The sequence below is a fragment of the Gordonia aurantiaca genome (genome assembly GCF_039939235.1).
GTDB lineage: Bacteria > Actinomycetota > Actinomycetes > Mycobacteriales > Mycobacteriaceae > Gordonia.
The window spans coordinates 233,349-255,071 of sequence record NZ_JBDUUF010000001.1 but is presented as its reverse complement, the minus strand read 5'-3'; the positions used below and the strand labels follow the sequence as shown (position 1 = coordinate 255,071).

General features: G+C 69.6%; 19 protein-coding genes. 13 read left to right on the top strand and 6 right to left on the bottom strand.

The window, feature by feature from the left end:
* Window positions 1–14: 14 nt before the first annotated feature.
* Complete coding sequence (gene mnhG / locus ABFT43_RS01125) at window positions 15–347, top strand: monovalent cation/H(+) antiporter subunit G (RefSeq protein WP_347958569.1); 333 nt, start codon at window positions 15–17, stop codon at window positions 345–347.
* On the opposite strand, the gene ABFT43_RS01120 is transcribed toward mnhG, so the two are convergent.
* The 4 genes from ABFT43_RS01120 to ABFT43_RS01105 all read right to left on the bottom strand — a co-directional run bounded on the left by ABFT43_RS01120 (window position 344) and on the right by ABFT43_RS01105 (window position 3,186).
* Window positions 344–1,480, bottom strand: coding sequence for a glutamate--cysteine ligase (locus ABFT43_RS01120; protein WP_347958568.1), 1,137 nt, complete (start codon window positions 1,478–1,480; stop codon window positions 344–346). The genes mnhG and ABFT43_RS01120 overlap by 4 nt on opposite strands.
* A gap of 33 nt (window positions 1,481–1,513) precedes the next feature.
* On the bottom strand, window positions 1,514–2,194 hold the full coding sequence (locus tag ABFT43_RS01115) for a superoxide dismutase family protein (RefSeq protein WP_347958567.1): 681 nt from the start codon (window positions 2,192–2,194) through the stop codon (window positions 1,514–1,516).
* 118 nt (window positions 2,195–2,312) lie between these two features.
* Complete coding sequence (locus tag ABFT43_RS01110) at window positions 2,313–2,801, bottom strand: LytR C-terminal domain-containing protein (RefSeq protein WP_347958566.1); 489 nt, start codon at window positions 2,799–2,801, stop codon at window positions 2,313–2,315.
* Between the two features lie 46 nt (window positions 2,802–2,847).
* Entirely contained in the window at window positions 2,848–3,186 is a 339-nt protein-coding gene (locus tag ABFT43_RS01105; RefSeq protein WP_347958565.1) for a DUF3263 domain-containing protein, read from the bottom strand.
* 255 nt (window positions 3,187–3,441) lie between these two features.
* Here ABFT43_RS01105 and ABFT43_RS01100 point away from each other — a divergent pair, with 255 nt between their 5' ends.
* The 7 genes from ABFT43_RS01100 (at window position 3,442) to ABFT43_RS01070 (ending at window position 8,729) form a co-directional block, all read left to right on the top strand.
* Complete coding sequence (locus ABFT43_RS01100) at window positions 3,442–4,311, top strand: esterase/lipase family protein (RefSeq protein WP_347958564.1); 870 nt, start codon at window positions 3,442–3,444, stop codon at window positions 4,309–4,311.
* A 20-nt stretch (window positions 4,312–4,331) separates the two neighbouring features.
* Window positions 4,332–4,937, top strand: coding sequence for a peptide deformylase (locus ABFT43_RS01095; protein WP_347958563.1), 606 nt, complete (start codon window positions 4,332–4,334; stop codon window positions 4,935–4,937).
* 28 nt (window positions 4,938–4,965) lie between these two features.
* Window positions 4,966–5,979, top strand: coding sequence for an N-acetylglutamate synthase, CG3035 family (locus tag ABFT43_RS01090; protein ID WP_347958562.1), 1,014 nt, complete (start codon window positions 4,966–4,968; stop codon window positions 5,977–5,979).
* The gene (locus tag ABFT43_RS01085) at window positions 5,979–6,605 is read left to right on the top strand and encodes a ribonuclease domain-containing protein (RefSeq protein ID WP_347958561.1); all 627 of its coding nucleotides are present in this window, start codon (window positions 5,979–5,981) and stop codon (window positions 6,603–6,605) included. Before ABFT43_RS01090 ends, ABFT43_RS01085 begins: the two co-directional genes overlap by 1 nt.
* Window positions 6,602–7,192: a barstar family protein gene (locus tag ABFT43_RS01080; RefSeq protein ID WP_347958560.1), complete on the top strand. Its 591-nt coding sequence runs from the start codon at window positions 6,602–6,604 to the stop codon at window positions 7,190–7,192. Before ABFT43_RS01085 ends, ABFT43_RS01080 begins: the two co-directional genes overlap by 4 nt.
* Window positions 7,193–7,978 carry an exodeoxyribonuclease III gene (locus ABFT43_RS01075; protein ID WP_347958559.1) on the top strand — a complete coding sequence of 262 codons (786 nt, stop codon included), beginning with the start codon at window positions 7,193–7,195 and terminating at the stop codon, window positions 7,976–7,978. It abuts the gene before it with no gap.
* A 358-nt stretch (window positions 7,979–8,336) separates the two neighbouring features.
* The gene (locus ABFT43_RS01070) at window positions 8,337–8,729 is read left to right on the top strand and encodes a hypothetical protein (protein ID WP_347958558.1); all 393 of its coding nucleotides are present in this window, start codon (window positions 8,337–8,339) and stop codon (window positions 8,727–8,729) included.
* Window positions 8,730–8,808: 79 nt separating this feature from the next.
* On the opposite strand, the gene ABFT43_RS01065 is transcribed toward ABFT43_RS01070, so the two are convergent.
* Together ABFT43_RS01065 and mbtM are read right to left on the bottom strand one after the other, a co-directional pair.
* On the bottom strand, window positions 8,809–9,558 hold the full coding sequence (locus ABFT43_RS01065; protein WP_347958557.1) for a siderophore-interacting protein: 750 nt from the start codon (window positions 9,556–9,558) through the stop codon (window positions 8,809–8,811).
* Window positions 9,555–11,231, bottom strand: a complete 1,677-nt coding sequence (gene mbtM, locus ABFT43_RS01060) for a long-chain-fatty acid--ACP ligase MbtM (RefSeq protein WP_347958556.1) — start codon at window positions 11,229–11,231, stop codon at window positions 9,555–9,557. Before mbtM ends, ABFT43_RS01065 begins: the two co-directional genes overlap by 4 nt.
* Window positions 11,232–11,610: 379 nt before the next feature.
* On the opposite strand from mbtM, the gene ABFT43_RS01055 reads away from it, so the two are divergent.
* Genes ABFT43_RS01055 through ABFT43_RS01035 form a run of 5 tightly spaced genes read left to right on the top strand, consistent with a single transcriptional unit; the run spans window position 11,611 to window position 21,676 of the window.
* A complete protein-coding gene (locus ABFT43_RS01055) occupies window positions 11,611–15,345 on the top strand; it encodes a non-ribosomal peptide synthetase (RefSeq protein WP_347958555.1) in 3,735 nt (1,244 codons plus the stop codon).
* Between the two features lie 47 nt (window positions 15,346–15,392).
* Window positions 15,393–16,001 (top strand): GNAT family N-acetyltransferase, encoded by a 609-nt coding sequence (locus tag ABFT43_RS01050; RefSeq protein ID WP_347958554.1) that lies wholly within the window; start codon window positions 15,393–15,395, stop codon window positions 15,999–16,001.
* A gap of 28 nt (window positions 16,002–16,029) precedes the next feature.
* Window positions 16,030–17,829, top strand: a complete 1,800-nt coding sequence (locus ABFT43_RS01045; protein WP_347959237.1) for an IucA/IucC family protein — start codon at window positions 16,030–16,032, stop codon at window positions 17,827–17,829.
* Between the two features lie 5 nt (window positions 17,830–17,834).
* A complete protein-coding gene (locus ABFT43_RS01040; RefSeq protein WP_347958553.1) occupies window positions 17,835–20,225 on the top strand; it encodes a penicillin acylase family protein in 2,391 nt (796 codons plus the stop codon).
* Window positions 20,222–21,676, top strand: a complete 1,455-nt coding sequence (locus ABFT43_RS01035; RefSeq protein WP_347958552.1) for a condensation domain-containing protein — start codon at window positions 20,222–20,224, stop codon at window positions 21,674–21,676. Before ABFT43_RS01040 ends, ABFT43_RS01035 begins: the two co-directional genes overlap by 4 nt.
* Window positions 21,677–21,723 lie beyond the last annotated feature (47 nt).

The window sequence follows — 21,723 nt, the reverse complement described above, 5'->3', positions numbered from 1 at the left end:
GTGAGGAGGCCGCGATGATCGGCGACATCATCAGCGCGACGTTGATCCTCGTCGGGTGCACGCTCGCGCTCACCGCGTCCATCGGTCTGCTCCGGTTCCCGGACACCCTCAGCCGCATGCACGCCGCGACCAAGCCGCAGACGTTCGGCCTCTTGATGATCCTGCTCGGGGCCGTGGTGCGCCTGGGTCGCAACCTCGACAGCGGGATGCTCATCCTCGCCGGGCTCTTCGCGCTGATCACCGCACCGGTGGTCGCGCACCGGATCGGGCGGCTGGCCTACCAGGAGCAGCGCGCCCGCGACGGTCTGATCGACAAGCGGGACATGGAGGTCCCCGACCGCGACTAGCGGTTCGGCGCCACCTCGAGTTCGCCGACCACCGACGCGACCACCTCACGCATGGAGTGGGTCTCCCGGTGCACCTTCCGCTGGCGCTGGTAGCTCGCGCCGCGGGTGATGATGTCCTCGATGCCCTCCAGTTCGTCGACGCATTCGAGGTCTCGGGCGACGGGCTGGAGACGTTCGAGCTGACGGTGCAGGTCGTCGGTGACGAGTTCTTCCCGGCAGGCGCCGTCGAGGATGACGATGGCGTCGAGCCCGTAACGCGCTGCGCGCCATTTGTTCTCCTGGACCAGCCAGGGCGCCATGGTCGGCAGGGTCTCGCCGGCGGTGAACCGGCGGTCGAGATCGACGACGAGACAGTGGATCAGCGCGACGATGGACTGCAGCTCGGCCACGTTGGTCATGCCGTCGCAGACGCGCACCTCGATGGTGCCCAGGTGCGGTGACGGCCGGATGTCCCAGCGGATCTCGTTGAGATGGTCGATGATCCCGGTGGTCTTCTGGTCGGCGACGAAAGCCTCGAATTCCTCCCAGGTCTTGAACTGGAAGGGCAGCCCGGCGGTCGGCAGCTGCTGGAACATCATCGCCCGGTTGCTGGCGTAGCCGGTGTCCTGCCCGGCCCACATCGGCGACGACGCCGACAGCGCGAGCAGGTGCGGATAGAAGTTCAGCAGCGAATCGAGGATCGGCAGCACCTTCTCGCGGTGACTGATGCCGACGTGGACGTGGACGCCCCAGATGAGCATCTGGCGTCCCCACCACTGGGTGCGCTCGATCAGTTCGGCGTACCGGTGGCCCTCGGTGAGCAGTTGGGTGGAGTACTCGGCGAACGGGTGGGTGCCCGCACCGTAGAGGTCGACGCCGAGCTCCTCGGTGAGAACGCGAACCACACCGATGGTGTCGGTCAGGTCGGCGACGGCCTCACCCGTGGTCCGGCAGATGCCGGTCACGAGTTCGACCGTGTTGCGCAGCAGTTCCTTGTGGATCTTCCCGGCGCGTTCGGGGTGATTCTCGCCGACGGCGGCGAAGAGTGCCGCCGCCGAGTTCGACAGATCGCCGGTGACCTTGTCGGTCAGTGCGAATTCCCATTCGACCCCCAACGTGGGGGCCGGCGATCCGTCGAACTCGATCGGGGTCATGGCCGGCCGCTCGTCGGCGTTCGACCGCGAGTCCTAGTCCTGCTCTTCGATGACGCCGCACGCGATGCGGGCACCGGCGTCACCGGTCTTGAGGGTGTCTTCCTTCGGGCCGCCCGGGTACTTGTCGGCCGGGATGTTGCCGAAGTTGTCCGGCTTCTCGTGGATGATCAGCGCCTTGCCGAAGACCTGCTCGAGCTTCACCGCGTCGGTGGTGGTCACGGTGCGGCCGGTGTGGTCCTCGAGGATGTTAATCGAGACCAGGTCACCGCTGGACGGGTGGCCGGTGTTGCCGTCGACCTGCAGGTGGCCGCCGGCCGAGGTGAAGGCCTGCGACCCGCCGGAACCCGCGTCGCAGGTGCCGTTCTCGTGGATGTGCATGCCGTGGAAGCCGGCCGGCAGGTCGCCGTCGGTGATGCGCACGCTGACGGTGACCGGCCCCTCGCTCTCGGTGGGGGCCGTGAGGGTGGCCTCGCCGACGACCTTGCCGGAGGTGTCCTTGATCTCGGCGGTCGCGATCTGGCCGCTGGGCTCGTCGTCGACGTCGTCGACCGCGCCCGGGGGCAGCGGCTTGTCGGAGACCACCGGCGGCGTCGTGCCGGGCACATCCGTCGGGTTCTGATCGGGGCTACAACCGGCGAGGGCAAGGCCGATCAGTCCCGCGGAAGCCAGCGCGGCGAGAGCGCGCGACGCAGCGAGTTTCGAACGTCCGGACATGTCACTCCTTGTTCACTGTTTGCTTGTCGCCGGGCGAGGCCGGCGTCTGCGCGGACGAGGGCTCCCCGCGCGCTGATCGTATGTGGGATCGCCTAGAACGATAGACCTGCCGCGATGGTCAGGATCCGCTGACCGCGGTCACCATGATCACCGGCACGCCGCCCTTGCACTGGGTGAACGAACCGGGCCGTTCCTCGATCGAGACCGAGCCGCCCAGGACCTCGGCGATCTGCTCCGCCTGGGCCTTGTCCGCGTCGGTGTCGTAGAAGATGGTGTTCTCACTGAACCCGCCGCCGGTGTAGTTGCCCGGCCGGCCCATCGTGAAGCCCTTGTCCCTCAGCAGATCCGTGACATCCCCGGCGAGTCCGGTCACCTGACCGGCGTTTACCACACACACCCGCTTGGTGCCGGCCGCGACGGTCGACGACGAGGTCGTGGTCTGGGTGGTCGAGGGGGTCGTCACGGCGGTGGTCTCGGCGGCCTTCGAGTCGCCTCCCGAGGTGGCCGCGGAATGCCAGCCGAGCCCGATGAAGACGACGGCGACTGCGAAGAGCAGCATCGCCCCGGCGCGCAACGGCAGGCGATTGGGCTCACGGTCTGCGTTCATCACCGACGACCTTAACGCACCTGGACCGACCGACCCTGGTCAGCGTCTAGGTGATCTCGAAGCCGAGACGGCGAGCCGCACGGGCCTTCTGGCGCGAGGCGCGCAGACGGCGGAGCCGCTTGACGAGCATCGGGTCCGCGGCGAGCGCCTCCGGACGATCGACCAGCGCGTTGAGCACCTGGTAGTACCGGGTGGCCGACAGACCGAACAGTTCCTTGATGGCTTCTTCCTTGGCGCCGGCGTACTTCCACCACTGCCGCTCGAAGGCCAGGATGTCGCGCTCCCGACGCGTCAGACCGTCTTCCCCGACCTCATGAGGATCCAGCTGGACTTCGGGGGTGGGTTGTTCGCCCTGGTTCTGGCTACGCGCAGCTGCGCCGTCCATCTCGCTCCCTCACCGATAACACTCGTGGACCACACACCGCCCCGGCCTGTATCGGATCTCCCTCCCGTCCCGGTCGGGACAGGGACGGCGACGAAGTGCGCCGGCGGCGAATCACAGCGGTGTGGTTCGCAGACAATCTAACCACGCACACCCGCTCGGAACGTGGTGTGACGCGCGACGTGCCGACACCACTGCCGCCACCTGACTGTTAGCCTCACCTCACCTGTCATGGATGTCCACTCGGACGGGGGTCACATGTCCTCGACATTGTCGCCAGAGCTGCTCCGGGGAATAGGGCTGCTCCGGGCAATAGGGCTGCTCCGGGGAATCGCCGGCGCCGCTGCCGCGCTTGCCGCGTTCGGCCTGTCGGCCGCGCCGCAGGCCGTCGCCGCTCCCGCCGCCTCGACGGACGTCGTCGTGATCGTGCCCGGCCAGCAGCTCTACGCCGACGCCGCGGCCAACGAGCAGACGTTCCGCCCGCTCGCCGACGCCATTCGCGCGGCCGGCCACCGGGTGGTGTTCGCGCACGCCGGCGGACGCGATGTCGCGGCGGACGCCAGGTTGATCGAGAAGGTCGTCGACGCCGAGGCCGCGGACGCCGGGCGAATCGGCATCGTCGCGCACAGCGCGGGCGGTCTGGGTGCCCGGCACTACCTGAAGTTCCTCGGCGGGTCGGCGAAGGTCGACGAGTACGTCGCCATCGGCACCGCCCAGTACGGCTCACCCGGAGGGTGCTCCCAGCCCCGCGACGGCGGCTACGACACCTGCATGTACGCAGCTGCGATCAAGAAGTTGAACGCCGGGCCGGACGCACCCGGCCCGACCCGCTACTCGGTGGTGCAGAGCGACGGCGAGTGGGCCGACGGCCGGCTCGACGGCACACCGCAGTGCCGTGCCTACTCGCCGGTGCCGCTGGCCAACACCGGCGTCGACCACGCCATCGAGATGCGCGACCCGACGATCATCCGCAACGTGGTGACCTCGCTGCAGGGCGGCTGCGTGGGCGAGGTCGTGACCGAACCCGTCGACAGCATCGACTGGAGGTCGACGCTGTTCCCCGGACTGCCCGAACCCGTCGGCGACACGGTCCGTGACGTCCTACCCACCGTCGTTCCGGAGCGCTGAGCAGCAGTAGGGTGATCGACATGGCGATTCTCCCGATCTGCATCGTGGGCGAGCCGGTGCTCCACCAGCCCACCTCCCCGGTTCCGCTCGACGCGGACGGCCGTCCGTCCGAGGAGATCATCAAGCTCCTCGACGACATGTACGAGACCATGGACGCCGCCCACGGCGTCGGGCTCGCCGCCAACCAGGTCGGCAAGGGTCTGCGCATGTTCGTCTACGACTGCCCGGAGGGCGACCGGTCGGGCAAGCGGCGCCGCGGCGAGGTGATCAACCCCGTCCTCGAGACGTCGGAGATCCCCGAGACGATGCCCGACCCGGAGAACGACGACGAGGGTTGCCTGTCGGTGCCCGGCATGCAGTTCCCCACCGGCCGCGCCGACTGGGCGCGCGTCACCGGCGTGGACCGCACCGGCGCCGAGGTCGTCATCGAGGGCACCGGATTCTTCGCCCGCATGCTCCAGCATGAGGTCGGCCACCTCGACGGATTCCTGTACGTCGACGTGCTGATCGGCCGCAACGCGCGCGCCGCGAAAAAGGCGATCAAGCGCGCCAAGTGGGGTGTGCCCGGCCTGGCCTGGCTGCCGGGTTCGGTCACCGACCCCTTCGGCCACGACGACGAAGACTGATCGACAGCACTGGGTGAGGGGCACCGGGGTGAGTGTGTCGCTGTCGGGTGCCGTGGTCGGCGACCGCGTCGTCGTGCGGTACCTCCTGGGTGAGGCGACGCCCGCCGACTGGCGCGGCAATTCCGACGCGGCGCAGTCGGATGTCACCGGCGTCCTCCTCGACGACGGCGATCCCCTGCGCCTCGAACGCGACGGGGACGTCGTGTCGATTCCACACGCCGCGGTCACATCGGTGCGACTGCTGTCGGCACGGCCGGTGCGCAACAGCGAGATCCGCACGCTGGAACATGTCGGGGCCCGGTCCTGGCCCGGCGTCGACACCACGTGGATCGAGGGCTGGTTCTGCCGCGCCGGTCGCGGATTCTCGCGACGGGCGAATTCGGCCCTGCCGCTGGAGATGTCGGCCCGCGCCGACCTGGAGACGCTGCAACGGATCGCCCGCTGGTACGCCGAGCACGACCTGCCGCCGCTGCTCGCCCTACCGGACCGGCTGATGAAGGCGTCGACCATCAGCGGCGTCGAGGACATCGAGGTCCAGGCCCTCACCTGCGACCTCGCCTCCCTCGCCGAGGCCCTGTCCGAGACCTCTTCGGCGGCAGTCGTTCTCACCGACGTCCCCGCCCCGGACTGGCTGGTCGCCTACGCCGGCACCCGCACGACAGACGACACCGAGGCCGTGCGCGCCGTCGTGACCGCGGGCGAGGGACCGCCGGTGTTCGCGCGGATCGACGCGGATCCGCCGGGAGACGCCCCGGCGTCGATCGGCCGGGGTGTGGTCACCGAGGCGACCGATGGCCGGAAGTGGTTGGGGCTCACGGCACTCTGGACCGACCCGCGCCGTCGGGGCGAGGGGTTGTCCACGCAGGTGCTCAAGGCACTCGTGACCTGGGGGCTGGAGAACGGCGCCGAATCCGCCTACCTGCAGGTCGAGACCACGAACCGGCTCGCGGGTTCGTGGTACCGGCGACTCGGTTTCGGGTTGCACCACACCTACCGGTACCTCACCCCGGACATCCCCACCGACCCCGCCGGGAACCGCTGATGGCCGGCTCGACACGGTCGGCCGCCCAACGGCAGCGGCAGGCTGTCGTCACTGCGGTCGCGTTCGTGCTGATCGGCGTGGTCGTCGGGATCACGTGGCTGATCAACAACAGCGGCTCGGAGGACGACGGAACACGCACCGTCGCGGTGTCGACCCCGTCGAAGGTCGCCCCGTCGAAGGTCGCCCCGCCGACGGCCACGCCGACGTCCGAGGGGGCGTCGAAGAAGGCGTCGGCCACGCGCAGGACGACGCTGAAGGGTACAGCGCCGACGAGCACAGCGCCGACGAACACAGCGCCGACGAGCAGGGGGTTCCGCGCCTCCGCCGCGAACCCGGCGATCCCGGCACACGTTCTACGCACTCTCGCATACATCGACGCGGGTGAGTGGCCGGAGGCCGCCAACGCCCCGGGCACCAAGGGCGGCGTGACCTTCCGCAACAACGAGGGTCTGCTGCCGCGCACGGATTCCGGCGGCCGCCGCGTCACGTACCGGGAGTGGGACGTCAATCCCAAGGCGCCCAACCGGGGCCGAGACGCCGAGCGCATCGTCACCGGCAGCGACGGCTCCGCCTGGTACACCGCCGATCACTACCGCACGTTCGTCAAGATCCGGGGACCGTCATGACCCAGTCGAATTCCAGCGGGCCGAATTCCCGCGAGCCGAATGACAGCGGGCCGAATACCGGCGGCCCACAGGACGAATCCCGGGCGCGGGCTCTGCGCCGATTCCTCGACGCCGCGGCGTCGGGCGGGCCGGCGGTTGCCGTCACCACCGTCGCCGATCTTCCCGCCCCCGGTCCGGATGCACGTGTGCGCACGGTCAGCGGCACCACCGCGACGACGCTCGGCGGCCTGTACACGTCGTTCGCACGGGTCTGGGGGTTCCCCGATCACTTCGGCCGCAACAAGGACGCCTTCGACGACTGCATGCGCGACCTCGACGCGCCCGATGCCGAGGGCCGTGTCCCGGACACCATCGTCGTCCACATCACCCAGGCCCATCGTCTGCTCGATGACGACCGATCCGGGTTCGACTGGTTCGCCGAGTCGGTCGACTTCTACCGGGACCACTACCGCGACGCCGGACGAGGTTTCGCCGTCATCTTGTCGACCTCCTCGTCGCGCCTCGCCGCGGTCCGGTCCCGGTGGCAGGAGGCGGGTGTGGCGGTCGCGGACCTCGCGACCGAGTCGTCCACCGGGGAGGACCACTGAATGCGTTTCGCCACCTGGAACGTCAATTCGATCCGAGCCCGTTCGGAATCGGTTGTCGCGTGGATGGAACAAGCCGACGTCGACGTCCTGGCCATGCAGGAGACCAAGTGTCACGATGACGCGTTCCCACTCATGAGTTTCCTGGCCGCCGGCTACGACGTCGCGCACGTCGGCCAGGGCGCGTACAACGGCGTCGCGATCGCTTCGCGGGTGGGTCTGGACGACGTCGAGATCGCCTTCGACGGCGTGCCCACCCACCCGGTCGATGACCAGCCGATCCGGGAAGCGCGGGCGATCTCCGCGGTGTGCGCCGGGGTGCGGGTCTGGAGCCTGTACATCCCCAACGGCCGCACCCCCGAGCACCCGCATTACGACTACAAGCTGCGCTGGCTCGACGCCCTCGCCGATCACATCGTCTTGCGCCTGGCCCACGATCCGGCGGCGGAGATGATGCTGGCCGGCGACTGGAACGTCGCACAGCGAGACCAGGATGTCTGGGACACCGAATACTTCCTGGGCCGCACACACGTCACCGAACCGGAACGCGCCGCGGTGCGGCGGTTCCTGGATGCGGGACTGGTCGACTCGGCGCTCCCCTACGCACCGGGGTACACGTTCTGGGACTACACACAGCTACGGTTCCCGCGCGACGAGGGGATGCGCATCGACTACGCGTTCTGCTCGCCCGCGCTCGACACCCGGATCATGGGCGCGCACGTCGACCGTGACGCCCGAAAGGCCAAGGGCGCCAGCGATCATGCGCCCGTGGTGTTCGAGATAGGTTGAAGCGACTTCGTCCCACCGTTCGGACCAACAGATGGTTCGGCGAACCATGCTTCCACCAAACGCAGCGATGCAGGTGTTTTTCGTCTGAACAGACCACTCCCGATCAGCACATATCGATGCATTGCAGCGGTAACCTTGCGGAATCGCCGAAGTTCTCCGGCGATCGCGCACCACCTGATCAGTCGGATATCCGATCCGGCCCATGCCGCGGGCACCACCCGCCCGCACCTGACCCGACCACGCAAGTTCGCACTTCACCCGCGGCCCCGAGGTGCCGACTTGTCGCCAACTCTTCTTCGCCGTACGGGTGATACGGGGCTCACCCGTACGCGTTCGGTCACCAAGGAGATTGCACCCCATGAACCGAATAGGTCTCACCGTCGCGCGATTCATCGTCGGACTCGTGGTCATCACCGGAACCGCAATCGCGTCGACGACAGTCGCCGCACCAGCGCAGGCCGCGGCTCACGGCTGGGTGACAGCGTGCTTCAAACACACGAACGGCCATGTGTGGACCGGTGCGCAGTACGCGATGACCTACCACACCAGCATTCCACACTTCTCCCAGCCTCAGTACAGCTCCAACGGCTGTACCAGGTGGCGAGTACCGGGTAACGTGCGAACCGCCGTCAACGCCTCGTGGGAGCCGGGCAACGGGCACAGGGCCTGGTATGGACAGACCGCGCCGACATACGTCCCCGCAGGTCGGCACTATCACCTCGGCTGGACGTATGTGTACCCCAAGTACTGAATGAAGGCCGGTCAGACGCTCGAGGCCCGATGGCAGGTCGGTGGGCGCGAGGGCCGCGCCACCGGCGACACCGTTCTGCTCAGTTGAACGGCCGGCCCGGAATCCAATAGGCCTGCGCCTTGACCGACTTCTTGGGAATCCCGAATTCGCTCCGCAGCGCCGCGGCAACCGCGCGGGTGCTCACCGAATCCAGTGCGACCCAGCCGAAGTGATCGGAGGCGTCGAAGGCCTCGGCACGCACGGCGTCGACGAGCGCACCGCCGTCGCGCTCACGCGCCACCCACGCAACGGTGTCCTGGGGACGTGACCGGACCGGGAGGGTCAGGTCGCTGTCGTGCTGGTACTCCAACCAGATCCGCGCCGGGATCTCCGGGTCCGACGCCGAGATCGCGTCGAGGATCGAGTTGATCGCGGGCAGCGAGGCGGGGTCGCCGGCGATGAGCCAGCCGCGAACCCCGTCCGGCATGGCGAACTTCGAGCCCATGACGGTGACGTTGATCGTGTCACCGACCTGCGCCTGTTGCGCCCAGCGTGCGGCGATGCCATCGTGGATCGCGAACTCGACGGCGAAGGTGTCGGCGTCGGGATCGGCATCGACGAGCGTGTAGCCGCGCTGGTGCAGCCTGCCCGCGTCGTCGAACCACATCCGGATCCACATGGTCGGGTGGAGGGCACGCTTGTGCAGGAGCCCGCCACCGGTGAACGTCAGGCGCACATAGTGATCGGTGACCACCCGGGTGCCGGTGACGGTGAGCTCGAAATCATCGCCGCCCAGCAGCTTGAGGACGGCGCCCGGCAGGCCCCGGCCCTTCGTCAGCGTTGCGCTCACTCCTGCTCCCCGGCCCGGTCGATCGGGGCAAGACGGCCGCCCTCGACCATCTGCCGGGTCTCGAGGCGGCGGATCTTCCCGGAAGTGGTGCGCGGCACCGAATCTGGTGCCACGAAGATCACGTCGGCGGGCACGATGCCGCAGGCAGAGGCGACCTCGCTCATCACCTCCGAGCGCGCCTTGTCGAACTCGCTGCCCTTGTATTCCGCGATGATGACCAGGCCCGGACGGGACGAGCCCTCGCCGCGCGCCATCGCGACGACGCCGCCGCGGCGCACGCCCGCCACTTCCGCTGCGGCACGTTCGATCTCGGTCGGGAAGAGGTTGCGGCCGGCGACGATGATGACCTCCTTGGCCCGTCCACAGATGACCAGGCGGTCATCGATCAGATAACCGAGGTCACCTGTGGAGAACCATTCCCCCTCACCGAGATCGGCACCGCCGAGGTAGCCGCGCATCATCGAGGTGCCACGGATCTCCACGTGGCCCACGGAGCGGCCGTCGATACGGGGAACATCTGTGTTCGGCTCGACGATGCGAACCTGCATGCCGCCCAGCGGCTTTCCGAGAATCGCGTATCGACGACGCAGCGGTTCGCCACCGTCGGGCGGGGTCACGGTCACATCGTCGTAGTGCGCGCCCTCGCCGACCGCCGGCATGGTGACCGCGCAGGCGGCCTCCGCCATACCGTATGCCGGCGCGGCCGCGTTCCGGGCGAAGCCGAAGGGCTCGACGGCGTCGAGGAACTTCTCGAAGGCGTCGGCGTCGATCGGCTCGCCGCCGCTGATCGCGACACGCAGGTTCGACAGGTCGATGTCGCGCAGCAGTTTTCCGTAGCGCCCGAGGATGTCGTAGGCGAAGTTCGGCGCGGCGGTGACGGTCGCCCTGGTCTCGGTGAGCCACTGCATCCACTTGAACGGGGCGGCGGCGAAGGCCGTGTTGGGCACGATGTAGGCCGGGATGCCGGTGGTCATCCCCGCGACCAGGAACATCAGGCCCATGTCGTGATAGAGCGGCAACCAGCTGAAACCGGTGTCGCGGGTGCGATGCATGCCGAGACGGCTCACCAGCTCGATCGCGTTCGAGTACACCGCGGAGGCCGTGAGGACCGCGGTCTTCGGGTCGCCGGTCGACCCCGCGGTGCCCTGCAGGACCGCCACGGTGTTCGAACTGCAGTTGCGGGCGCTGAACCCGGCGGTGTCCGCGTCGCGTCCGTATTCGCCGACCCCGGCGATCCGCAACGGACCATCGATCTCGGCGAGCAGGTCGAGTTGGGTGCCGCTGCCCAGGACCGTGCCGACGCCGATGGAGACGAAACGCTCGTATGTGTTCTCCGCCCACCGCTTCTCGTCGGCGCCGCGGATGGGGCCGGGGAGGATGCTGATCGGCACCCCGGCGAGCCAGGCGCCCTGGATGGCGGCTATCAGGTCGACGGTCGGATCCCCGATGAGGCCGAGGGCCAGGGGCTCGTGCAGGGGACTCTCGTCGAGAAGGCGGACAGCGATCTGCTCGGCGCGCGCGTGGACGTCACGCCAGGGCAGGGTCACCCACTCGCCGGAGTCCGAATCGAGCACGGACAGGGTGGTGTCCCCGGCCAGCATGGCCTCTCGCACTGTGGCGGCGAGGATGTTCGTCGATCCCGATTCCTTCAGCACCACACCGGCCTGCGACATTCGTACCCCATTCTCTCCGACCTCTGCGTCGGTTGCCTCGTCGTCATGGATGCCCGGGCGCGGCGCACGCCTACCCGAGAACCGGGTGTGCCGGACCGGCATCGCACTCACACAGAAGGGTAGGTTAGCCTAATCTTCATCACGCACAAGGGGTCGTCCCGCGGGATCGATGCGTGACCGAGGTCATCTGGTGGGACGGCAGCGTATAACTTAGGCTAACCTAAGCAATTGTCGGCCCGTATCAGCGGAAATCCCGCGGACCTGCGAGATCTTCGGCACGAGTCCGCCGAGCGGCCCGACGACTAAGCAGACCCTACCCAAAATTGCAGGCAGCCGGCGCGAACACCGTGTCCCGACCTTGGAGAGGCATCACCCGCTGATGGTCACGAACTCCCGGACGACACAGCCCGTCGCGGACTCCGTCACCCCGACCGAGGTCCGCAAGGACGTGGCGGCGATGCTGGGCCTGACCCCCGACGCCCTCGATCCCGACACCGACCTGATCGCCCAGGGCCTCGACTCCCTGCGGATGATGCGCCTGGCCGGCAGCTGGCGGAAGCGCGGCATCGACATCGACTTCGCCCGCCTCGCCGCCTCACCCACCCTCGCCGCCTGGACGGCCCTGATCTGCGCGACCGACGCGGCGGCCCCCGCCGCCGGCGCCACACCCGGCGGGCCGGACATCCGGGCCGAGGTGGCCGCGGTTCTCGGCGTGGCGGCCGAATCCCTCGATCCCGACACCGACCTGATCGCCCAGGGCCTCGACTCCCTGCGGATGATGCGCCTGGCCGGCAGCTGGCGGAAACGCGGCATCGACATCGACTTCGCCCGCCTCGCCGCCTCACCAACCCTCGCCGCATGGTCGGAGCTGCTCGGTGGCGCCGCGACGCCGTCCGGCGCGACGCCACCGACGCAACAGGCGTCGAACACCGCGCAAACCATCGACCCCACAACGCCTTTCCCGCTCGCCCCGATGCAGCATGCCTACTGGATCGGACGTAGCGACAGCCACGCGTTCGGCAACGTCGCCGCACACCTCTACATCGAGTTCGACGGCCACGGCATCGAGCCCGACCGCTTCCGAACCGCGATGGCGCAACTCATCGAGCGGCACCCGATGCTGCGCGTGCGTGTCCTGCCCGACGGCACCCAGGTCGTCGGACCCGCCCACCCCGAGGCGATCGCGGTCCACGATCTGCGCACCCGGTCGGCGGAGATGATCGACGCGATCCTCGCCGAGAAGCGCGACCACGGCACCCATCGCACCCTGCCGGTCGAGGAGGGTGCGGTCATCCGCGCCGAACTGAGCCTGTTGCCCGGCGACGCGACCCGCGTCCACCTCGACGTCGACATGATCGCCGCGGACGCGATGAGCTATCGCGTGCTCGTCGACGACTTCGCGCGCCTGTACCGCGGCGAGACCCTGCCCGAACTGGGCATCACCTACCCTGCCATCACCGCCGATCGCACCGGCCGCGAGATCCGTGAGGAGGACCGCGCCTGGTGGTGCGAACGCATCCCCGCGATGCCCGGTCCGCCGGAGCTCCCGCTCGACGAACGCGCCCAGCGCGGTGAGGTCGAACCGCGCAGCGTCCGTCTGCACCACTCGGTCTCGGCATCGGACTGGAAGCGCCTCGAAGAGCATGCGCACCGCCGGGGCGTGACCCCCGCGGCCGCAGTGGCCGCCGCCTTCGCCGAGGCCGTGGGCACCCACTCGGCGAGCCCACGCTTCCTGCTCACCGTCCCGCTGTTCGACCGGCCGCAGATCCACCCCGACGTCGAGCGCGTCGTCGGCGACTTCACCTCGTCGATCCTCGTCGACGTCGACCTGAGCGAGCCGGCGACCCTCGCCGAGCGCGCACGCCGGATGCGCGCGTCGATGCACGAGGCCGCCGCGCACGGGTCGATGAGCGGTCTCGACGTCTTGCGTGAAATCGGTCGCGCCCGAGGCGAAGCCGTGGTCTCACCGGTGGTGTTCACCAGTGCGCTCGGCCTCGGCGACCTGTTCTCCGCACAGGCCTCCGACGTGCTCGGCAACCCGGCCTGGATCGTCTCCCAGGGACCGCAGGTCCTACTCGACGCGCAGGTGACCGAGATCGCCGGCGGCCTGCTCCTCAACTGGGACGTCCGCGTCTCCGACCTCGACGAGGCCACCGCCCGTGCGATGTTCGACCACTACGTCGAGATCCTCATCCTGCTCGTCGACGGCGAGTGGGACGTCCCCGCCCCCGATCCGGTGACCGATGAGGTTCGCGCACAGCGACTCTCGGTCGAGCAGCCGCTCCCGTCGAGCACTGTCTTCGACGGCACGCTGCACCACACCTTCTTCGCGCGCGCCGCGAGCCGCCCCGACAACCCGGCAGTACTCACCGACGCCCGCACCTGGACCCACGGCGAACTCGCCGACGAGGCGCTGCGGGTCGCCGGCGCGCTCGCGGCGGCGGGCGTCGGCCCCGGCGACACCGTGATCATCAACCTCCCCAAGAGCGGCGACCAGGTCGTGGCGGCGCTCGCAGCCCTCGCCGCCGGCGCCGCCTACGTGCCGATCGCGCCCACCCAGCCGGCCGCCCGCCGCGACCGCATCGTCTCCATCGCCACCCCGCGCGCGGTCCTCACGGACGATCCCGACGCGTGGGTGGGCGGCGAAACCGGCGCCGCCGTCCTCGATCTCGCGGCGGCGCGAACCTCCGTTCCGATCCGGCCGGTCGCGGTCTCCGGCGACGACCTCGCCTACGTCCTGTTCACCTCCGGGTCGACGGGTCTGCCCAAGGGCGTCCAGGTTCCGCACCGCGCCGCCGTCGCCACCCTCACCGATCTGGTGGACCGCTACGACCTCGGCGAGAACGACCGTGCCCTGCAGGTGAGTTCGCTCGAGTTCGACCTGTCCGTCTTCGACATCTTCGGCCTGCTCGCCGTCGGCGGCGCCGTCGTGGTGCCCGGCGACGACGAACGGACCAGGGTCGACGACTGGGTGCGCCTGCTCGGCGAGCACCGGGTCTCGGTCCTCAACTGCGTCCCGTCGATCCTGGGCATGATCCTCGACATCGGCGCTCTGCCGGAGTCGATGCGTATGATCATCATGGGCGGCGACAAGGTCGACGTCTCGTTGCTCGACCGCGTCGGTGCACAGCTGCCCGACTGCCGCGTCGCCGGTCTCGGCGGCACGACCGAGACCGCGATCCACTCGACCATCTGCGAGGCGCCCGACGTCCCCGCCGGCATGGCGTTCGTGCCCTACGGCGTCCCGCTGCGCGGAGTCCGATGCCGCGTCGTCGACGAGATCGGCCGCGACCGGCCCGATCTCGTGCCCGGTGAGTTGTGGATCGGCGGCGCCGGCGTCGCCGACGGATATCGCGGCGACCCGGAGCGCACCGCGGACCGATTCGTCACGGTCGACGGCGAACGCTGGTACCGCACCGGCGATCTCGCACGGTATCTGCCCGGCGGGTTCCTCGACTTCCTCGGTCGCGCCGACCACATGGTCAAGGTCCGCGGCCACCGCGTCGAGCTCGGCGAGGTCGAGGCCGGTCTGCTCGGCCTGCCCGGGGTCGGCTCGGCGGTCACCTGGTCCGACGGCCGCCACCTGCGGGCCGCCGTCACGCCCGCGGCCGACCACCGACCTCCGGTCACCGAGGAGTCCCTGCTCGCCGGGCTGTCCGAAGCTCTTCCACCGCACATGATCCCGCGGTCGGTCACGGTGCTCGATGCACTCCCGCTCACCCCGAACGGCAAGTACGACCGCAAGGCGGTCGCGGCCCTCGTCGACACCTCCGACGAGGCGGAGTCGGTGGTCGCCCCGCGCACCCCGCTCGAGAAGGCTCTCGTGGTGATCTTCGCCGAGGTCCTGTCGGCCCGGCCGATCGGCGTGACCGAGGACTTCATCGCGCTCGGCGGCGACTCGGTGCAGGCCACCCGACTCGTCGCGCTGATGCGGTCCTGGCTCGACGCCCCGGGGCTCACCGTCGCCGACGTCTTCGCCCACCGCACCATCGCGGGGCTCGCCGAACGACTCACCGCCCTCGAGGGCCCCCGCGCCGACGCCGTCGCGGAGGTCCTGCTCGAGGTCGTCTCGCTGACCGACGACGAGGTGGAGGCCGAGCTCTCCGACACCTGAGCCGACATGCTCCTCCGCGCGAACCACCACATGACAGCAAAGGCACCATGACCAGTTCTCCCGCTTCCACCTACGAGCTGCGCTCGGTCAGACTCGACGACGTGGCGCACGCCCCCACGCTCCACGGGTGGCTCACGCACCCCAAGGCCAGGTTCTGGGACATGCTCGACAGCTCCCTGGCCGACGTGGAGAAGCTGATCCGCGACACCGCGGAGGCGACCGCGGGTACGCCGTACGGACTGCGTCTGGGCTACCACGACGGGGTCCCGCAGTTCATGTTCGAGTTGTACAACCCGTTGACCAGCGAACTCGCCGATCCCGCAAGTGGTTACGTACACCGCGACGGCGACATCGGCATGCACCTGCTGGTCGCACACAGCGAGCAGGCCCTGCCCGGCTTCACGGGCGCGGTCATGCTGCACATCATGCGGACCGCGATCCTCGAGGTCGGGGCACGGCGCGTGGTGGTCGAACCGGACGTGCGCAACAAGGCCGTCCACCGTCTCAACGCGAGCGTGGGATTCCGCGTCGACGGCGACTACCCGGTCGGCGACAAGATCGCCCACCTGAGCTATTGCACGCGTGAAGATTTCCTCCGGGTCACCGACGGCGGCACCGCGGTCGGCGCCGTCGAGGTGACGGATCTGGGGGCGTGATCGCTTGACCGTCCCCGACCTGCGCCCCATGCGGACCGCGACCGACCGGGATCGCGGCGCCGCTTCGCGTCCGACGTTCTCGTACCGGCAGACCTACCACGACCGGATCGCCCGCAAGATCCTCGCGGAGTTCTCGCACGAGCGGGCCCTTGCGCCGGTCGAGACATCGCCCGGCGCCTACGTCGTGACCTCCGCCGACGGCCGCACCGAGTACCGGTTCCGCGCCGAGGTGCTCTCGCTGGAGAACTGGGCGATCGACGAGTCCTCGCTGCGTCGTGTGCGGGACGGCGCGGAGCTGCCGATCGACGCGGTCGCGCTCGTCGTCGACCTCGCGCCGATGCTCGGCATCGGACCGCAGGCGCTGCCGGAGTACCTCGAGGAATTCGTCAACACCCTCGCGCTGTCCGCGGATCGGCCCGACGAACGGCGCATCAGCGCACGCGATCTCGCGTACGCCGACTTCCAGACCATCGAGAAGACGATGACCGAGGGCCACCCGTGCATCGTCGCCAACGCCGGCCGGCTGGGTTTCAGCGCGACCGACGTCGACCGGTACGCCCCGGAGGTGGGCAACCCGTTCCGACTCGTCTGGGTGGCCGCGCGCCGCGAGGACTGCGAGGTCGCCACCGTCGGCGGCGTCGACTACGACGCCATGCTCGTCGACGAACTCGGCGTCGAGACGCTCTCCGGGTTCGACGCCGTGTTGCGCGAATCCGGATGTGATCCGCAGGATTACCGCTACCTTCCGGCGCATCCGTGGCAGTGGGACGAGAAGGTCCGCAAGCTGTACTCGGCGGACATCGCCGCCGGCCGCATCGTCCGGGTCGGGTCGAGCCCGGATCTCTATCAGGCACAGCAGTCCATCCGCACCATGTTCAACGCGTCGAACCCCACGCGCCACTACGTGAAGACCGCGCTGTCGATCGTCAACATGGGCTTCACCCGCGGGATGTCGGCCGACTACATGCGCACGACCCCGCTGATCAACGACTGGGTGCGCACCCGCGTCGCCGACGACCCGTACCTCGCGGCGATCGGCTTCGAGATGATCTACGAGGTCGCCGCGATCGGCTACCGCAGTCCCACCTTCGACCCGATAACCCAGCCGGGGTCGGAGTTCCGCAAGATCCTCTCCGCGCTGTGGCGGCAGAGCCCGGTGCCGCTGCTCCGGGGCGGCGAGCACCTCGCGACCATGGCCTCGCTGCTCCACGTCGACCACCATGGGGACGCGCTCGTCGGGGCGTTCATCGAGCGATCCGGAATCCCTGCCACGGAATGGATCCGGCGGTACCTGCGCACCTACCTGCACCCGGTCGCCTACCTGCTCTACCGCCATGAGCTCAAGTTCTCCCCGCACGGCGAGAACCTGATCCTCATTCTCGACGACGGCCTTCCGGTCCGCGCGATCCTCAAGGACATCGGCGAGGAGGTATCGGTCTTCGGCAATCCGGAGGGCTTCCCGGAGAACTGTTCCCGCGTGCTGACCACCGAGCCGGACGAGATCCGCAACCTCGGGGTGCTGTCGGACATCTTCGACGACTTCCTGCGTCCGCTCGCGGCGATCCTGCACACCCACGGCCTGGTCTCCGACGGGGACTTCTGGGATCTGGTCGCCGAGAGCCTGCACGAGTTCGTCGACGCCCACCCGGAACTCGCGGACAACCTCGCCCGCTGGGATCTGTTCGCGCCGGAGTTCGCGGCCGTCCACATGAACGGCCTGCAGCTGCGGAACAACAAGCGGATGGTCGACATCGAGGACTCGTACGCGTCGCTGATCGACGCCGGGCACATGCTCGTCAACCCCGTCGCCGGCCGGAAGGGACGGTGACCGGTATGAGCACCACCGAACCGACCGCCGCCCTCACCTACGAGACCCGCACCGCCGCACAGTCCGTCGAGATCCTCCGCGACGCGCACGGCATCCCGCACGTCCTGGCGTCCACCCCCGAGGGCGCGATCTACGGGCAAGGACGTGCCTGCGCACAGGATCGTCGCTGGCAGATCGAATGGATGCGGCTGCGGGCCGAGGGCCGCACCGCCGAGGTGTTCGGGGCGTCGTGCGTCGAGTGGGATGTGTTCGCGCGCCGCGCGGAACTCGATGCCGCCGCCAAGCGAATCCACGACGCGTCGTCCGAGCGCACCCGGCGGCTGCTGCGGGCCTACGCCGACGGCGTGAACAGCACCCTTGCGGAGTTCGGGAACGCAGACGGCGCAACCCACCCCGAGGCACTCGAACTCGAGGCGCTGGACCATACGCCCCGGCCGTGGCAGCCGTGGACCCCGGTCTCGGTGTTCATCATGCACCACGTGCTGTTCGGCCGGTTCACGACGAAGCTGTTCCGGTTGCATGCCTGCCGGTTCCTCGGCCTGGATGCGTTGGCGTTCTGGGCCTTCGAGAACAGCGCCGACGACCCGACGGTGCCCGCGATGCCCGACCAGGCGTTCCTCGACGAGATCCTCGCGCTCACCGACCCGGCCGGAGCACCCGCGACCGGGGAGACCGTCGACCTCGGCGACCCGATGTCGGGCAGCAACGCCTGGGGTGTCTCGGCCGGGCGCAGCAGCACCGGCTCGCCGATCGTCGCCGGCGATCCACATCGCTTCCTCGAACTGCCCGGGATCTACCAGCAGTTCCACCTTGCCTCGACCGATCCGTCGTCGTCGTTCGACATGCTGGGCTTCGCGTTCGCCGGCGTCCCCGGTGTGCCCCACTTCGCACAGGGACCCGAGATCGCCTGGGGCATCACCAATGCCATGGCCGACTACCAGGACCTCTACGTCGAGCGGCTGACCCGCGACGATTCGGGAACGCTGCTCGTCGAGGTGCCCGGCGGCGATCGCATCCCGGCGCGGGTGCGCACCGAGTCGATCTCCGTCCGCGACGCCGAACCCGTTGCCGTTCAGGTCATCACGACCCCCAACGGGGCGGTCGTCTTCGGCGGCCCCGACGCACCGTTCGCGATGAGCCTGCGGTCGCCGCTGCTGTCGGAGGAGGTGACCTTCGACGCCCCGCTCGACCTGCTCTTCGCCCGCAGCGTCGCCGACGTCGAGGCGGCACTGACCGCCTGGGTGGAGCCGGTCAACCGAGCGGTGATCGCGCACGCCGACGGCACCGTCGCCACCCACGTGGCCGGCCGGGTCCCGGTGCGCGCCCCGGAGAACCACTGGCTGCCCGTGCCGGGTTGGGACGAGCACTACCGGTGGCGCGGGTACGAGCCCGGAACACTGCGTGAACCGGGCTTCGACGCGACGCTCGCCGACGGCGGTGTCACGGTGACCGCCAACCAACGCATCGCCGACGTCCCGGCGCTGCAGCCGATGTCCACCGAATGCGTGGAGCACTTCCGGGCCTCGCGGATCACCGCGCGGCTGGACGGGCTGTCCTCGGTGAGCCCCGCCGACTGCGCCGACATCCACCGCGACGTCCGGCTCGAACAGGCCGAGGTCGTGCAAGACCTGCTGGCCCGCATCGTCGGCAACACGCCGGCCGCCGAGGACATCCGGCGGCGCATCCTCGCCTGGGACCGCAGCATGGCCGCCGACAGCACGGACGCCTTCCTGTTCGCCGAGTTCCGCAGCCGACTGGTCCTCGGTGTCGCGGCGAGCGACGCACTCGCGCCGCTGCGCACGCCACACGGCTTCCCGGCGGTGTTCCAGCCGTGGTTCGCCCCCGAACCGCGCCTGGCCACCGCCATCACGTCGGTCATCGAGAACTCCGCCCGCATCGGCATCGATATCGAAGCGGTGGCAACCTCGGCGCTCGACGCGGTCGTCGCCCGGGTCGAGACGCTCGGCGGCGCACCCGAATGGGGAAGGGTCCACGTGCCGGCCCCGATCCACGGTTTCGACCTGGTCGGTGCCTCGCCACGGCATCCCGACCTGTTCGCGAGGCTGCGCCCGACACCGCTACCGCTTGCCGGCGACGCCGAGTGCGTCTTCGCGAACGCGTCCGCCGTGGGCACGCACGTGTGCATCACCGGGTCGGCGGCCCGCTACGTCTGGGACCTGTCCGACCCGTCCGCGAGCAGCTGGATCGTGCCGCTGGGTGCGTCCGGCGACCCCCGGTCCGACCACTTCCAGGACCAGGCCGCCGACTGGGCGGCCGGGCGACTGGTCCCGGTGGAACGCGACTGGGACGTCCTGCGCGGTCGGGCCACCTCGCCGACCGCCGCCACCGGGGCCTCGGCCATTCCGACTTCCCGTTCCACCCAGGAGGATTCGTGACAGTCCTGACCGACGCGCGACTCACGCTGCTGCGCCGACGGCTAGAGCGAGCCGAGGCCGCTTCGACCACACCCGGACGCACGGAGTCCTCGACCGCGTCCCCGGCCGCCTTCGGAGACCTCGGCGTCGCCGAACGCCGCATGTGGAAGATCTACGAGCTCGACCCGAAGTCGTTGTCCCACAACATCGGACTCGTCCTCGAGTTCGGCGGGGACCGGACCGTCGACTCCGTGGTCGCGGCCGCGGAACTGCTCGTGGAGCGCTTCGAGATCCTGCGATCGGTCATCGCGGTCGACACCGACGGCGTCCCCCACCGGAAGGCGGTGACCTGCCGAGGCCGCTGGAATCCCGCGCACTCGGTGTGGACCTGGGGTTTCGAGCCCACCCCCGCACTCTCCGACGGGGCCGCCGATGTCGACGACGCCGCCACCGAGCTGACCCGCACCCCGTTCGACCTGTATGCCGAAACACCACTGCGGCTGCGGGTCTCGGGCCGAGACGGCGGGGTGGCGATGGTCCTGGTCGTGCACCACCTCGCGGTCGACGACACGTCGTGGCCCCCGCTGCTCGGCACGCTCGTCTCGGGTGCCTGGCCCGGCGACACCGGAGTCGACGTCCGCCCGGCCGATCCGGACGAGCCCACCGCCGCCGCGGCCGCCGAGGCCGCCGTGCGCCACGCCCTGGACACCTGGGGCGCCCCGGGCATCCGCTACCCGATCTCGGGTGAGCTGCCCGCCGAGAGTCCCACCGACAGCTGGTCGTCCCCGATGGACGACCGCGCGGGCGTGAAGGTCTCCGCCCCGGTCGCCGACGACTCCCTCACCGCGCTGCAGCGCACCGCGCAGACCGTGGGTGCAACCCCGAACGCTCTGCTCATCGCCATCTGCTCGCTGGCCACCCATGCACTCACCGGTTCGACGGACCACGTGCTGGTGGTTCCCGCCGACAACCGCAAACGCTCACAGGCACCGGATCGGGTCGGCTACTGCGGCAACATCATCCCGATGCGTTTCCGCGTCGACCCGGATGCCACCGTCGCCCAGGCCCTGCGCGACGCGGGTTCGGTCATCTACCGGGCGATGGAGCACTCGAGCACGGACTTCGGGCCCATCCTCACCGCGATCCGCCAGGCCGGCGGCCGGTTCCCGGTCATGGAGATCATGGCCTCGGTCCGTCCGGCGCCGCTGCGCGGCATCCCGCGGCCGGCGAACGCGCCGGTCACCTGCCGATCGGTGTTCAACGGCATCGCCAACTATCCGCTGTCGATCGCGTTCGAGACCGACGACGAGGCCACCCACGTCGAGGTCGACCACCAGCCGGGTGTCGTCCCCGCCCGGGTCGCCGAGCGGGCCACGGCGGTCCTGACCGGTCTCGTCGACCTCGTCCCGCACTCACTCGACTCCACCGTGTCCGAACTCGTCGCCGGACTCGAGAGCCGGGGCGGCAGATGAACGCCCTGCATCCCGCCGGAGCCGATCTCCGCAACACCGCATCAGAT

Excerpts from the sequence above, each read along its gene's own strand:
- mnhG (WP_347958569.1), top strand. The coding sequence starts at position 15 with ATGATCGGCGACATCATCAGCGCGACGTTGATCCTCGTCGGGTGCACG.
- ABFT43_RS01120 (WP_347958568.1), bottom strand. The coding sequence starts at position 1,480 with ATGACCCCGATCGAGTTCGACGGATCGCCGGCCCCCACGTTGGGGGTC.
- ABFT43_RS01115 (WP_347958567.1), bottom strand. The coding sequence starts at position 2,194 with ATGTCCGGACGTTCGAAACTCGCTGCGTCGCGCGCTCTCGCCGCGCTG.
- ABFT43_RS01110 (WP_347958566.1), bottom strand. The coding sequence starts at position 2,801 with ATGAACGCAGACCGTGAGCCCAATCGCCTGCCGTTGCGCGCCGGGGCG.
- ABFT43_RS01105 (WP_347958565.1), bottom strand. The coding sequence starts at position 3,186 with ATGGACGGCGCAGCTGCGCGTAGCCAGAACCAGGGCGAACAACCCACC.
- ABFT43_RS01100 (WP_347958564.1), top strand. The coding sequence starts at position 3,442 with ATGTCCTCGACATTGTCGCCAGAGCTGCTCCGGGGAATAGGGCTGCTC.
- ABFT43_RS01095 (WP_347958563.1), top strand. The coding sequence starts at position 4,332 with ATGGCGATTCTCCCGATCTGCATCGTGGGCGAGCCGGTGCTCCACCAG.
- ABFT43_RS01085 (WP_347958561.1), top strand. The coding sequence starts at position 5,979 with ATGGCCGGCTCGACACGGTCGGCCGCCCAACGGCAGCGGCAGGCTGTC.
- ABFT43_RS01080 (WP_347958560.1), top strand. The coding sequence starts at position 6,602 with ATGACCCAGTCGAATTCCAGCGGGCCGAATTCCCGCGAGCCGAATGAC.
- ABFT43_RS01075 (WP_347958559.1), top strand. The coding sequence starts at position 7,193 with ATGCGTTTCGCCACCTGGAACGTCAATTCGATCCGAGCCCGTTCGGAA.
- ABFT43_RS01070 (WP_347958558.1), top strand. The coding sequence starts at position 8,337 with ATGAACCGAATAGGTCTCACCGTCGCGCGATTCATCGTCGGACTCGTG.
- mbtM (WP_347958556.1), bottom strand. The coding sequence starts at position 11,231 with ATGTCGCAGGCCGGTGTGGTGCTGAAGGAATCGGGATCGACGAACATC.
- ABFT43_RS01055 (WP_347958555.1), top strand. The coding sequence starts at position 11,611 with ATGGTCACGAACTCCCGGACGACACAGCCCGTCGCGGACTCCGTCACC.
- ABFT43_RS01050 (WP_347958554.1), top strand. The coding sequence starts at position 15,393 with ATGACCAGTTCTCCCGCTTCCACCTACGAGCTGCGCTCGGTCAGACTC.
- ABFT43_RS01045 (WP_347959237.1), top strand. The coding sequence starts at position 16,030 with ATGCGGACCGCGACCGACCGGGATCGCGGCGCCGCTTCGCGTCCGACG.
- ABFT43_RS01040 (WP_347958553.1), top strand. The coding sequence starts at position 17,835 with ATGAGCACCACCGAACCGACCGCCGCCCTCACCTACGAGACCCGCACC.